This window comes from Micromonospora sp. CMU55-4, assembly GCF_011602315.1.
Lineage (GTDB): Bacteria > Actinomycetota > Actinomycetes > Mycobacteriales > Micromonosporaceae > Micromonospora > Micromonospora chalcea.
On sequence record NZ_JAAOLH010000006.1, the window covers coordinates 309,009 to 323,154 of the forward strand.

The window sequence follows — 14,146 nt, forward strand, 5'->3', positions numbered from 1 at the left end:
CCGCAAAACACCACTCCCCGGGACTTGACCCCGGGCGAACCGGCCGCACCCAACGAACAGGTCGTGCAGTGCGGTCCCGCTCCGTGCCCGCAAGACCCCGGCCGCACCGCCCGATGTAGCAATAAGTGGCTTCCTCCCCTGGTTCCAGTCAGGTTGGGCCGTTTTTACGGATGGGGTGAACAGCTACGAGAGAGTGTGTTCGCGTCGCACTCGCACAGCGTGGTCAGCTCACATCGATACCGCGGCTGGCCGTGTCGTTGTCGACATGGGCAAAGTCAATGCCATGCGTCCTGTCGACACCTGCTGAGGGGAACCGCCGGAGTGTCACCCGTCGCCGGTACAGTCTGAGCCCACTTCTCCTGCTCCGGAGGCGACCGTGGGACAGCTGCGGGACCGGCTCGGCGGCGACCCGTTCTGGACTCGCGACGAGGTACTCGGCCACGGGTTCGACTTCCGACCCATGTGGCGGAAGCGACGCGTCCCCAGCGAGACGTGGACGTCGTCGCTTTCCGACCTGCCCGACGCGAGGAGGGGGCGGCAGTACCGGCACATCACTCGCGGCGACCTGCTCACCGCCACGAACAACCGGCCCGACGACATCGGGCGGTTGCTGGTCGGCTGCTACGCCTGGGGTACAGGCGACCTCGGATTCCTCGTCGGCCGCCGAGCCCAAGTCTTCGTCAAGAACAGTCCAGATGCCATCACGAACAAGCTCGCCAAGGCGCTGGCCGTCCTGCGAGGCACCGGACCGGTAGACGCGTACGAGGTGCTGGCCCGCGGGAACGAGTGCCACACCCCCTACCTCGGGCCATCGTTCTACACGAAACTCCTGTATGCCGCTGACGCCCGACCCGAGGCGGAGGCTGGCACGGCTCTGATCCTCGACCAGTTCGTCGCGATAGCCCTGAACAAGGTCGAGGGCTGGGACCTGCCCGAACAGGGGCCGTGGGATCGCGACCAATACCAGCGGTGGCTCGACTTCGCCCACAACCACGCCAGGAACGAGTCCACCGAAGATGCGCCGGTGCGCCCCGACGCAGTTGAGGCGGCCATGTTCAGAAGGGGCCGCGCGATCTACCGGAAGCGACGAGCCGCCGGCGGCTGAGCCCTGCGCTTATCAGCCAACACCCGTCCTGAGGGTCCGCGACCATCGAAACGGTACGTCGATGATTATCTGGGTTCGATCGCTGCCGATCGGGCAGCCACCGAGGGAGGTCGATCCGTGGAGTTCCGCAAGGCGGTCACGGTTAACCTGCGCACACATCCGGCACTGAACGAGAAGTGGCTGCAGGGCCTGCTGGCCGAGGACCCGAGCCTGCTCGGGCTCGGTGACCTGGTCGTCAAGGATGTCGAACGGCGGCAGCCCCGTGCGGGACGCTTGGACCTGCTGCTGCACGACCCGGAGACCCTGACCCGTTACGAGGTCGAAATACAGTTGGGGGCGACGGACGAGGCGCACATCATTCGCACCATCGAGTACTGGGACATCGAACGGAAGCGGTACCCGCAGTACGAGCACGTCGCCGTGATTGTCGCCGAGGACATCACCAGCCGATTCCTCAACGTGATCAGCCTGTTCAACGCGGCGATCCCGCTCATCGCGATCCAGATGCGGGTTCTCGACGTCGGAGGCGTCCTCACCCTCAACGCGACAACGGTCCTGAGCCAGGCCCGCCTCGGGACCGACGAGGAGGACGAGCCCGGCCAGGCCACAGATCGCGCCTACTGGATCAACCGTGGGTCGCAATCCTCAGTCACACTGGCCGACACCATCCTCGGCCTCGTCAACGGAGTCACGCCCGGGATGTCACTCAAGTACAACCGCCACTACATCGGGCTGGCCCGGGACGGGATCGCCGACAACTTCGTACAGGTACGCCCGCGCCGTGAACACGCCATAGTCGAGTTCCGGATGCCCCGCAACGACACCGTGTCGGAGCTGCTCGACGCTTCCGGACTTGACGTCCTCGCCTACAACGCCCGGTGGGGGCGCTATCGGATCCGGCTCACAGAGGCAGACCTGCCCGCCAACCGGAACCTGCTGGTCGACCTCATCCGCCGCGCCGCCGGCACACCCGCCCCCGTCGACGAGTAGCCGCCGTCGGCGGTGCGACCCAGGCGGTAGGGGATGATGGAACGGTGGGCCTCCTCGACTACGACTTGCACAAGCTAGGATGGCGCGCCTTCCAGGACCTGTGTGCGGTGATCTTGCAGCAAGTTCTAGGCCAGACATTTCACACATTCGCCGACAGCAACGATGCTGGCCGCGATGGCGCTTTCTATGGCCATTGGGCAACTGAGGCGACGCACGGGCTGTCGGGACTCGGCCCAAGCGTCGCGACAGTCGCCCAATGCAAGTTCAGCGTTCAGGCTTCTGGGACGCTCACGCCGTCGATGCTCAGGGACGAAGTCGCCAAGGTTAGGAGACTGCATGCACGGCGCTTGTGTGACGCCTACCTACTCCTAACCAACCTCGCGGTGACGGGGCAGACAGAGGCGTGGCTGAAGGAGCAGCTCCGCACGCATGGCGTGCAGCAGTGCCTCGTCCTCGACGGCAAATGGATCTGCCAGCAGATCAGCCAGCGCCCGGACCTTCGACGGTATGTACCGCGCGTTTACGGGCTGGGTGACCTCGGCAAGATTCTCGATGACCGGCGCCTGCGCCAGGCTCGTGCGCTGTTGAGCCGGTTGGAGGCAGACCTCGCTACATTCGTGCCAACCGAAGCGTACCGGCGTGCTGCGGCGGCGGTGGCCGATCACGGGTTTGTCCTATTGCTGGGCGAGCCTGCGTGCGGCAAGTCGACAATCGCGGCGACGCTCGCGATGGCCGCCCTTGATAACTGGGGGTGCGGAGTCCGCCGAGTCGACTCAGCGGATGAACTCGTCGCCACGTGGGATCCGGACGAACAACGGCAACTATTCTGGGTGGATGACGCGTTTGGCGGCATTCGCCACGACGCCGCACTTACGGACGGTTGGTCGCGCCGGATGGATCAGGTGATGACGACCGTGGGTCAAGGTGCTCGGGTGATTCTGACGAGCCGCGACTACATCTACCGCGACGCTCGACCCTACTTAAAGGAGTACGCGTATCCACGGCTGCGCGAGCACAAAGTCGTCATCGACGTCACGGACCTGACGACCGCGGAGAAGCGGCAGATTCTCTATAACCACCTTCGTGCGGGTGATCAACCGCGGCAGGTCCTCGAACACTGGCGTCCTTATCTTCGACACGCCGCGTCGGTTGCACGTTTCCAACCTGAAGTCGCCCGGCGCCTCGCGTGGCGGGCCTTCACCCGCGGAGCCCGTCTCGCGACCGAGGACGATCTTGTCCGGTACTTCGAGCGCCCGGTTGCGTTCCTGAGCGATGTCCTCCGCCAGCTGGAGCCAGGCGCCCGTGCAGCACTCGCGTGCGTCTACCTCTCAGGTGACGAACTCGCAGCGCCGGTCCACTTCACACCGGCGCTTGCCGAGGCCGTGCTTCGGCTCGGTGTAACTGAGCACGATGTCCTGCGCGCTTTCCCAACACTAGACACCACCTTCCTGCAGCAGGCTGTCGACACGCATGGCGACCCGGTCTGGCGATTCCGCCATCCTACAATCCGTGAGGGATTCGCCGCTGTCACTGCTGAGGACGTCAACGCCGTAAGCGTATTTCTTGATGGTCTTGAGGGCGATGAGCTTCTACAGCAGGTCGACTGCGGCGGCGCAACCGCACGAGGCACGCTCGTGCGTGTACCCGCCAGCCTGTACAAGCGTGTCATCCCACGAGTTTCCATCCCGACCGATACCACCCATTCCTTTACTAACCCGTTCGCTGAGTTTCTTTTAAGTAGGTGCTCACCAACCTTTTTGCGCGGGTGGGCAGTCGAGCACGAGCAGAGCCTCGATCGCTTGACGCTCTTCGGTGGATATATCGACGCCCACTGGGAGCCACGGGTCCTCGGCCGAATGCAGGAGGCAGGAGCACTACCCGAGGCTGTCCGCAGGAAGGCGGTCGAGCGACTTCAAGAACTTGCCCTCCACGGTCTCGACAGTGGGTGGTTGAACGAGCCGGTCTGTCGCCTTTTCACGCCAACTGAGCGTGAAGACCTGCTTGAGCTCATCCGTGACGAGATCCTGCCGAACCTTGAATACGAGATTGACATATCTGGCGAAGGTTACTCGGATGACATCGAACCGGAATACCGCTACCGGGAAGCCAAGGAAGCAATTGACGCCTACAGGCAGGAATTCGCGAACGACCTTCAAATTGTTGCGATGCTCGACGGTGCAGAACAATACGTGGCAGAACGCATCGAGATGGCCGCGAGTGACTACGAGCCGCCGCAGGAGTCCCCCCGACTTGCAGAACGGTCAGTCCTAGGATTTACGCTGCCAGACGGCCGTGACGAGTTCGAGGACGTTGCAGAAGGCAAGTAATCATTTCTAGCGCCGACGCCAGAGATTCGAGGCGCGGTTTTCGGCCGGCAAGCTCAACGGTCCGTCCAGCAGCCGCCGCGGCGGCCAAGCGCGTCGACGGCAGTCCATCGGAGCTAGCCCTGCACTGATGCTCATCAGGTCCAATAGGCAGTGCACCGGCCGGAGTGGGCCCAACGTCACCGCCAGGACCCGCTCCGGCCTCCAGTCATGCAAGCGGATGCGGTTCGCTGGTCAGCGCCGCAAGCGCTGCGGCCACCTCGTGAATGGTCGCGCCGACGTAGGTGGCGGTCGTGCCGGCGTCGCCACCGCTGCCTGCCGGCGTAGGCGCGTGTGATGGCGTAGTTTCTCTCCACCCACGTCAAAGTGGTTTGACGCAGCCAGTGGGTGCTGATCTGCTGCAGTCGTCCGGCGTCGCTTCGCGTCGCGCGTGCCATGGACCTATGCAGCGAGCGTCCACAAGCCCCTGCAGAACTGGCAACGAGCGGAGCACGTTGCGGTACGCGGAGAGCCCGCGCGCCGTGGCCGACGCATTGCGTCCCGTCAGTCCGGTTCCGCCACGATGATCTTGCGCATCCAGGGTGGAACCGTGTCGCGGTCGCCGTCCAGTAGCAGGGTGACGTAGCGGGCTTGCGGGTTTCTGTCTGGCGGGATGTCGTCCCATGGCGTGTCACCGTCGGTCGCCACGATGACGATGTCGGCCCTGGGCCGCAGCGCGGCCGAGGCGGCGAGACCGACCCGCATGTCGGTGCCTCCGCCGCCGACCAACTCGATGTCCTCGATGCGGCGCACCCGCCGGGCCGAAGTGCTGGCCACGTCGCAGGAGAACACCCGTACGTTCTCGCCCCGCATGTGCTTGACGATCAGTTTGATCTCGGCCTTGACCTGGGCGAGCATGCGGTTGGAGACCGAGGCTGAGGTGTCGTTCTCCTGCCCACCAGTTCTGACCTTCGACAAGCCAGAACCTAGGCAGGACAACGGCGTGCCCCATCGACGACGCACCGAACCACCCACAGATGCGTCACAAGAGCCCCAAAAATGAGCTGGGAGATCTGGAGAGCCTCAGCTAAACAAGCCGGCAGCCAGCCGAGAGATCAGCTGGAGCCGCCAGCGCCCGAGCGAAACTCTGGTCAGTCTCCTCGTCGGACCACTCCTCGCGGCCCTCCAGCTCGGCTGTGGCCGGCGGCGTCTCCAACGCCGCCCGAAACTTCGCCACGTCCTTCTCGGTGCCGCCCTCCACCCACCCGGCGTAGATCACGTCCAACAGCGACGGCAGCGGCAGGTTCAGCGGCTCGCGGCATCACCTTCGCGGCCGTGGTCGCGCTGCTGTCGATGCTGCCAACCATCGCCGCCACCGCCGACATCGAGGCGGTACCGCTCGTCGCTCAGGCCCTCGCCGTCGCCGCCGCGGTAACCCGCGTCCTCGCCATCCCCGGCGTCGACGACTTCCTCCGCCGGTACCTGCCGATCCTCGCGTCGGCACCCGCCGGCGAGGTGCCGCCGCCGCTGCCCCGACGCGAGCCCGGCAGCACCCTCCTCCGGGGCGACGGCTTCCGCAGCTGACCCCGCCGACGAGGAGGGCGGCCACCGGTTTCTGGCCGCCCTCGGTTGCGGCGGCCCGATACTGTCGAGGCCGAGTTGAGGAGGACGGGCCGCCATGGATCCGTTGCTGTTCGGCATTGCCACCAACCTCGCGACCGACGTGCTCAAAGCCGCCTATCTCCACTCCCGCGACATCGGCCTCGGGGATGCCGAAACCCGGGCGCTACGGCGGGCGTTCACCCGAGCGTTTGGCGTGCTGGCGACGGACGTGGCGCAGGCACGGCAGGACGAGCTGACGCCGGACCTGGTGACGCTGGTCGAGGGCCAGCTCCGTCGGCTGGTCACCGACGCTGCGATAGCCGAGATGCTGCTTGCGGCAGCGCTGGAGGAGCGTGGGCCAGACCCCGCCCGACTGCGCGAGCGGTTCGAGGAGCTGGGGTTCGACCCGCAGACCTTCCTGACCGACTTCGACACAGCGATGTCCCGGTTCCGGTACGCGCTTGCCGATGAGCTGCTGCAGGAGGCCGGCACGGCCCGGTCGCCGCTGTTCAACCGGGTGGTGCTGGCGCAGCTCGCGGCGGTGCGGGATCAATTGGCGCACCTGGCGGGCCGACCCGGCGCCGATGAACCGCGGACGCCCGCCGGACGGCCAATCCGGGAGTGGACGGACCCGTTCGCCTTGGAGGTCCATCCCGCCATCAACGCCGGCGCCGACCCCGCGGACGTCCTGCCTCAGTACGTCCGGCGCGAACACGACGCCGAGCTCGGCCGGATCGTTGCCAGCGCGATGGACGGCCGCAGCGTGATCCGGGTGCTCGTCGGCGGGTCATCGACCGGCAAGACCAGGGCCTGTTGGGAGGCGCTGCGGCTGCTGCCCGACACGTGGCGACTGTGGCATCCGCTCAGCCCTGGCCGCAGCGAGGCGCTCCTCGGGGGTTTCGCTGCCGTAGGCCCGCGGACCGTGCTCTGGCTCAACGACCTGCACGACTACCTGCTGCACGACCCGGCAGCAGGCGAGCGAGTCGCGGCCGGACTGCGCGAGCTACTGCGCGACCCGGACCGGGGGCCGGTGCTCATCCTCGGCACGACCTGGCCCGAGTACTGGGCCCGGCTCACCGTGCCGCCACCACCCGGTCCGAGCGACCCGCATGCCCAGGCTCGTAGCCTGCTGACCGGCACGGACCTAGTCGTGCCGGAGTCGTTCGCCGAATCGGACCGCGAAGGCGCGGCCGAAGCGGCATGGTCTGACGCCCGGCTGCGCGAGGCGCTGGAACACGCCAGAGACGGCGAGGTGGCGCAATACCTGGCAGGCGGCCCGGCGCTGCTGGAGCGGTATCGGACCGCGCCGCCTGCAGCCAAGGCTGTCGTCGAGGCCGCGATGGACGCGCGCCGGCTCGGTCACGGCCCCAACCTGAGCAGGGTTCTGCTCCGGCGCGCGGCGCCCGGCTACCTGACCGACCGGCAGCGGGAAGGGCTGGCAGAAGACTGGTTCGAAAAGGCCCTGGCGTACACCGGCGCGCCGTGCCGGGGCGTGCCCGGACCGGTCGCCGGCCGTCCCATGGATGCGTCGCTGCCGGTGTACGGGCTGGCGGACTATCTCGACCAGTGGGCGCGCCGGGCCCGCGCCGCGGTGCTCGTGCCGGCGTCGACGTGGGATGCGTTGCGGGAACACGGCGCGGAGCAGGACCTGCCGGCCATCGCCCAGGAAGCCGACCGGCGTCACCTCTACCGTCGCGCCGTAGCGCTGTACGAGCCGGCGGCCGAGGCCGGCGACGTGGACGCCCTGCTGGTCTCGGCGCACCACCTGGCCGTTGTGGGAGAGGTGGACCAGGCGCTCATGCTGTACGAGCGCGCGGCCGACGCCGGCTTTTCCCTGGCCCTGGAGTACGCCGCGCAGGCGCTGGCCGACCTGGGCCTGGTCGACGCCTCGCTGACCTGGTGGCGGATGGCCGCGGACGCGGGGGACCACGCCCACTACGCGGGGATCCGCGCGGCCCGCAGCCTGGCCCGCGCCGGACGGCTGGACGAGGCGCTGGAGTGGTGGGAACGCGCTGCCAACCCGGACGACGACGACCTGGTCTGGTACAACTCCACCCTGCGGTTTCGGTGCTGGGTAGACCACCGGATCCCGCTCGGGATCCTCGACTTCACGACGCACCTGCCCTTCGGCAACACCGGTGCCCAGCTGGCGCTGCTCGACGCTGGCCGGGCGCTGCATCGGGCCGGGCGGCTGGCGGAGGCCCTGCGCTGGTACGAACGCGCCGCCGATGTCGAGCGGAGCCAGGTCGTAACTTGGTACAAGCGGCGGGACCCAGCCTCCAAAGAGGTGCACGACGAAGCGCGGTGGCTGGCCGAACGGCTGGACCGCCGATCTAAGCGCACTGTTACCGACCCTGCGGACGTGTTCTACGAGGTGGCGTGGAAAGGCCGATCGCTCGCGGTTGTGCACGGCGCGCAGGCCCTCGCGGAGACCGGGGACACAGCCGAAACGCTGCGGTGGCTTTTCGACCACCTCCACGACGACGGAGAGGTTGTCACCGTCGCGGCGAAGATCTTCCATATGGTGGGGCGCGCCGAGCAGGCGATCGAGTGGATCCAGCACGACGACAGCGATCTCGCGGCGCGTGTCCGGGCCCGCTCGTGGGCCCACGCTTTCGGCGAAGCCAGGCGCAAGATCTACCGCAGCGGACACCTCGACTGGACCGGAGTCGTGGACAACACCTACGGGGCCGAAATATTCGACGTCCTCGAGCCGCGAGGCGCGCCCTACGCCGACGGCATTCACCTTGCCGGGCACCAGGGGCTCGACCTGGCCGATCTGTACCGCAAGGTCGCGTGCGGGGATGTCGACGCGTTAGCCGCCATCGCGCTGCGGCACCGAGAGGCTGGTCGGACGGAGGAGGCGGTCAAGGCGTACCTGCACTCCGCCGAGTGCGGAAAGGATGGCTTCTCCGAGGCAGTCGACCTGCTCCGGCAGGCCGGTCGCGAGGATGAGGCTGAACGCCTCGCCCGCTTCGGCCTCGAACCGGGGGGCGTCATCGGCCACCACCCGATGGGCGACCTCGAACCGCCGCCGGTGCAAACCGACGAAACTGAGGAGTTAGTCGGCGTGTTGCTGCGGCGCTGGCGGCGCAGCGGCAACGTCTTCGGCGACGCTGTACTGCGGGCCGCCGTGGACATCCTGCGCTGCGGGTTTCGCCGGCTGCTCCCGGCCGAGCTGCTCGGCGCGGTGGCAAGCGTCTTACTGGCCGATCTCGGCATTCCTCCGATGGGACCGGAGCGGCTGCGGGCCGCCCTCGCCTGGGCGGGCGAGCCGGTCGCCGACGGCGTCGCCGCGCTGCGCCGCCACGACGACGGCTACCAGCTCCTACGCCCACTTCTCAACGCGATCGTGGCCGACCCGGACTACCCGCCCGTGCCGGAGGCGGTGTGGCGGGCCGTCGCCGAGCACGCCGCACCAGAGGAGTGCTGGAGCATCGCCAAGGCCGCCCACGAGGCCGAGCTGACGGAGATCGCCGAGTCCGCGGGCCGCCGCGGCGCTGAACACGGCGATGGGCTTGGCATGTACGTCCTGTCGAATGTGCTGCGCGCCGCCGGACGCGACGACGAGGCGGCCCGATGGTTGAACAGTGCCGCCGAGGCTGGGGACTCCGACGCGCTGCGGACGATCGCCGACGACGCCGCCGCGCAGGGTCGCATCGAAGAGGCGATCGCCCGCTACCGGCAGGTGGGCGACTGGGCGGCCGGCATCCAGCTCGGCGCGCTGCTCTACCGCGAGGGCCGGTTGGCGGAGGCCGAGGAGGCCTTCCGCGAGGCGCTGCCCGACGGGCCGCCCCTTGTCGCCCACAACCTCGGCGTCGTTCTACGCGCGCTCGGCCGCCCCGCCGAAGCGGAGCCTTACTTCGCGCAGGCGGCCGCGAGCGGATACGCCCCAGCCCGGGCCGATCACGCCCGCGTGCTGTTGCAGCTGAGCCAGCCCGACAAGGCCGGAATGTGCTACCTGTCCGCGATCAGCAGCGGCGCGATCGAGCTGGCGGCCGAGTACGGCGAGTTCCTTGAGCGGCAGGGCCGCGGCGGCGAGGCGCTGCGCCTCGCCAACCGGCTGGCCGAGCAGGGCAAGACTGCCCTGCTCGCCGACCTCTTTCGGCAGGGCGCCGACGCCGGCGACGACTACTGCAAGAACCGGCTCGCAATCCTGTTGGCCGAGCGCGGCGACCTCGGCCAGGCCGAGCGGCTCTACCGGGAGGCCATCGCCGGCGGCTTCCTCCCCGCGCGGAACAACCTGGCACTGCTGCTGCAGCAGCGCGGCGACCACGAGGCGGCGGAGGAGCTGCTGAGGGCGGCCGCCGCGGACGGGGATGTCAACGCGACGAACAACCTGGGCGCGCTGCTGCACGGCCAGCGGCGGCATGACGAGGCCGAGCCGTTCCTGCTGCAGGCGATGGCGGCCGGCGACGTCGGCGCCGTTAACAACCTCGGCCTGCTGCAGCAGACGCGCGGGCACCGCGCCGAGGCGGAGCGGCTGTTCCGGCTCGCTGCTGAGGCCGGCAACCGGCAGGCGCCGGGCAACCTGGCCCAGCTGCTGTCGGAGGGGCAACCCGCGCCCACGACGGGCGTCGCCGAGCCGTGACCGGCGAGGGGCCGAGCCACCTTCCGACAGCTGACACCGCGCCGAGCACACGCTACAGCAAGACCGTCGGCGACTTCTATGTGGCCTTCGCCTGCCCCAGATGCAATGCCCTATTCGGCGACTAGGGTCTGCTGCACCGATAGGTGACATCAGAGATGGCTTGCCCTGTGAGCGAGCTGGAAGGATGTTGCTGTGCCCAAGCCCTACCCCCGTGAGTTCCGCGATGATGTCGTGCGGGTGGCCCGTGATCGTGATCCCGGTGTGACGGTCGAGCAGATCGCGAAGGATTTCGGTGTCCACCCGATGACGTTGTTCAAGTGGCTTCGCCAGGCCGACGTCGAGGTCGGTGCCAAGCCGGGCGTGACCCGTGGTGAGTCGGCCGAGCTGCGCGAGGCCCGTAAGAGGATCAAGCTCCTCGAACAGGAGAACGAGGTCCTGCGCCGGGCCGCGGCGTACCTGTCGCAGGCGCATCTGCCGGGAAAAGGCTCTACCCGCTCGTGAGCGAGCTGGCCGCTGACGGGATCCCTGGCCGCTGACGGGATCCCCGTGGCGGTGACGTGCCGGGTATTGACCATCGCTCGTCAGCCCTACTACCGGTGGCGTGCCCGCCGTGTCACCGACGCCGAGCCGGTGGCGGCGTATCGGGCGGACGCGTTGTGCGACGCCCATCGCGACGACCCGGAGTTCGGCTACCGGTTCCTGGCCGATGAGGCCCGCGCTGCCGGCCAAACGACGGTCGAGCGCACCGCCTGGAAGATCTGCTCCGGCATGGGCTGGTGGAGCGCGTTCAGCAAGCGCAAGCGTCGGGGCAAGGGCGGCAAGGTCGGTCCGCCGGTGCACGACGACCTGGTCCAGCGGGACTTCACCGCCGACGGCCCGAACCGGTTGTGGCTGGCCGACATCACCGAGCACCGCACCGGCGAGGGCAAGCTCTACCTGTGCGCGATCAAGGACGTGTGGTCCAACCGGATCGTCGGCTACTCCATCGACTCACGGATGACTTCCCGCCTGGCGGTCAACGCCCTGCACAACGCCGTAGCCCGCCGTGGTGACGTGGCCGGCTGCGTGCTGCACACCGACCGCGGGTCGCAATTCCGAAGCCGGAAATTCGTCCACGCCCTCAACCAGCACCACATGACCGGGTCGATGGGCAGAGTCGGCGCCGCCGGCGACAACGCCGGGATGGAATCGTTCTTCGGCCTGCTGCAGAACAACGTCCTCGACCGCCGCACCTGGACGACCCGGCAACAGCGGAGAACCGCGATCGTGACCTGGGCCGAACGGACCTACCACCGCCGCCGACGCCAACGATCCCTGTCCCGGTCGACCCCTATCGAGTACGAGACCATCATGAACCCGCCGGCCAGTCAGGCCGCGTGACTGAACCTGTCACCTATCGGTGCAGCAGACCCGCCCGTACCACCGGAACACTCCATGTATCCGGCAGCCCTACCACCGGCGCAGCGTGACCGCCGATACAAGACCCGGCACACTGCCGCGCGGATCAGAAAGCGTGGGAGCCTGCCGCCCTCCACAGCGGGGCCAAATTCACCGCCCGCGGCCGATCACCCACTCAGCCGCTGGTCACCGGCGCCCGTGGTGAGCATGGTCGCCGACCACGCCATGGCCCAGACCGAGTCACCCTTGTGCTGGCACGGGCGTCCCTCACGTGCGGCTGCGGCGCCGTCCACCCACCGTCGTTCGGTACCAGGACGGCGTGCGCGGTACCGCTCGGCGTAGCTGTGGACGAGATCGAATCGGCCGTGGTAAGCGAGCCACTCCAGAACCGCGACCGGGTCGACGGTGTAGTCGCCGGCGCGCGAGCTGACGATCGAGTCGGGCTCGCTGGCCTCGGCGAACCACGACAACACGCCCTCTCGCACCATCGCCACGAACCGCCCCAGGTGCCCAACACGCTGCGCGGGATCGGTCAGGTCGAGGTCGCCGTCCTGAGCATCGCCGTACACGTACCCGTTAGCCCGACCCGACGCATAGCCCAGCAGGTGCCCGCAGACAAAGTCGCGGTCGACGGGTTCGGCGACCACCTGCGGGTGCGCCAGCCGCCACGTCCGCACTGCCGGGTCGCGTACCGCCACATGAGTGGAGATCGAGATGAGCCCCCCGACACGGTTGTACGACCCGGCCTGCAAGGCAACCTGCTGCACCACGCCACCGACCTGCCGATGCACGGTCCGAGTCTTCACGAGCCAGCAGAAACCGTGCTCCCCCAACGCCTCGGCGATCCAGCGGCCGGCAACGTCGACCACATCACGAGGCCGACGAGCCACCACCAACTCCCGATCCAACGCCACCCGGTCAGTCAACCACCACCGGCAGGTGCCCAGTTCGATCACCTGGTCGCCGGAACATGATCTGGCTGTGTCGGCTCCGCCTGAAAACTTCAGCCGCCCGGCGTTGACACAGCGGAACGCGGATCGCGCGACGGGCACCCGGCGGTTTGGGGGCGGTACACAGCGGCTGCAGCGACCGCCCGCTGCTGCCGTCGAGCTGCCGATTCCGGCAGCACCGCATTGTCAAGAAGGTGGCTCCTCAGCCAGGCGCCATACTCAGCCGGCCTTACCCCACTACCGGAGGTCCACCGGGCTCATGGAGTCGCCGAGGACCTTATCCACCGTTACCCCAGCGAGGTCATTCATCACCAGGTTTACCAATTCCTCAGGAATGTCGTGACGCCCAGCCTCCCGGATCTCCTCGTAGATGAGCCGGGGCGTCCACGCGGCCGGACTTCGATCGACCATCTCGATAATCGCCTTGACCTTGGCCCAGGGGACCTCGTCCGGTCCGCCGTAGGCGCTGTAAAGGTGGAGCGGCCGATACAGCCGACGGCCGATGTCTTCGTCACGGACCACCTGTACCTCCCTAGCCTTGGGAGACCGACGCTAGGGAGCACGCGGATCGCGGGTCTATGACGGCGTGCCGGCATGCTTCTGCCATAGACATGCGGAAACCTGCAGCTCTGCGGTGTCTAAGCTGAGGTTCTGTCGCGCTGGGGAGGTCTGTCGGCCGTGGCCGTCCCTGTCGGCGTCTTCGACCCCTTGCCGATGTTCCGCCAGGGGGTGGTGGCAGTCTTGTCCGCCGCCGGCTACGACGCGGACGATCCTGAGGACGTGGTGGCGTGGGCAGGTCGGGCGTCAACCGGAGTAGTTCTGTTGACACTCGGCGCCGACGACGACTGGCAGCTGCTAGGACAGCTTCACGAGCGGACGGAGACGGCTGTCGTTGCCCTATTCGATGAGGTCGACGCAGTGACCGCGGCACGTGCCCTCCGGGCGGGAGCGCGGTCGGTGCTGCCCAGGCAGGTCACCGCCGCTGCGCTGTGCCGCACGGTAGAGGCGACCCTTGATGGACAGGCGGTGCTGCCGTCGAACACCGCGACCGTACTCGCTGCCGGCGAGGCGACCGGCGATCCTGGCGAGGCGATGCCATCGGAGGAACAGCGGATATGGCTTCTGCGCCTGGCCAACGGAACTACGGTGGCGCGGTTGGCGGTCGAAGCCGGCTATTCCGAGCGGGCCATGTACAGGTTGCTGCAGG

The 14,146-nt window shown here is 68.0% G+C and carries 9 protein-coding genes and 1 pseudogene; 7 read left to right on the forward strand and 3 right to left on the reverse strand.

Translation table 11 applies throughout. From position 1 onward, the window contains the following. Nucleotides 1–376: 376 nt before the first annotated feature. The 3 genes from HA073_RS13950 (at nt 377) to HA073_RS13960 (ending at nt 4,422) form a co-directional block, all read left to right on the forward strand. Nucleotides 377–1,105, forward strand: coding sequence for a hypothetical protein (locus HA073_RS13950; RefSeq protein ID WP_166456581.1), 729 nt, complete (start codon nt 377–379; stop codon nt 1,103–1,105). A 117-nt stretch (nt 1,106–1,222) separates the two neighbouring features. Continuing rightward, the gene (locus HA073_RS13955; protein WP_166456582.1) at nt 1,223–2,095 is read left to right on the forward strand and encodes a hypothetical protein; all 873 of its coding nucleotides are present in this window, start codon (nt 1,223–1,225) and stop codon (nt 2,093–2,095) included. 44 nt (nt 2,096–2,139) lie between these two features. Continuing rightward, complete coding sequence (locus tag HA073_RS13960) at nt 2,140–4,422, forward strand: hypothetical protein (protein WP_166456583.1); 2,283 nt, start codon at nt 2,140–2,142, stop codon at nt 4,420–4,422. 540 nt (nt 4,423–4,962) lie between these two features. Here the strand turns inward: HA073_RS13960 and HA073_RS13970 are convergent. Continuing rightward, nucleotides 4,963–5,376 (reverse strand): VWA-like domain-containing protein, encoded by a 414-nt coding sequence (locus HA073_RS13970; protein WP_205797182.1) that lies wholly within the window; start codon nt 5,374–5,376, stop codon nt 4,963–4,965. Between the two features lie 357 nt (nt 5,377–5,733). Here HA073_RS13970 and HA073_RS13975 point away from each other — a divergent pair, with 357 nt between their 5' ends. The 3 genes and pseudogenes from HA073_RS13975 (at nt 5,734) to HA073_RS13985 (ending at nt 11,971) form a co-directional block, all read left to right on the forward strand. Then, on the forward strand, nt 5,734–5,982 hold the full coding sequence (locus HA073_RS13975; RefSeq protein WP_166456584.1) for a hypothetical protein: 249 nt from the start codon (nt 5,734–5,736) through the stop codon (nt 5,980–5,982). 94 nt (nt 5,983–6,076) lie between these two features. Continuing rightward, entirely contained in the window at nt 6,077–10,591 is a 4,515-nt protein-coding gene (locus tag HA073_RS13980) for a tetratricopeptide repeat protein (RefSeq protein ID WP_166456585.1), read from the forward strand. Nucleotides 10,592–10,783: 192 nt separating this feature from the next. Beyond that, nucleotides 10,784–11,971: pseudogene (locus tag HA073_RS13985) on the forward strand (IS3 family transposase). Between the two features lie 185 nt (nt 11,972–12,156). Here HA073_RS13985 and HA073_RS13990 read toward each other — a convergent pair. Both HA073_RS13990 and HA073_RS13995 read right to left on the reverse strand, forming a co-directional pair. Further along, nucleotides 12,157–12,945: a hypothetical protein gene (locus tag HA073_RS13990; RefSeq protein ID WP_166456586.1), complete on the reverse strand. Its 789-nt coding sequence runs from the start codon at nt 12,943–12,945 to the stop codon at nt 12,157–12,159. A gap of 231 nt (nt 12,946–13,176) precedes the next feature. Further along, complete coding sequence (locus tag HA073_RS13995) at nt 13,177–13,461, reverse strand: hypothetical protein (protein WP_166456587.1); 285 nt, start codon at nt 13,459–13,461, stop codon at nt 13,177–13,179. A 156-nt stretch (nt 13,462–13,617) separates the two neighbouring features. On the opposite strand from HA073_RS13995, the gene HA073_RS14000 reads away from it, so the two are divergent. After that, a partial coding sequence (locus HA073_RS14000) for a response regulator transcription factor (protein WP_166456588.1) occupies nt 13,618–14,146 on the forward strand: 529 nt, incomplete at its 3' end.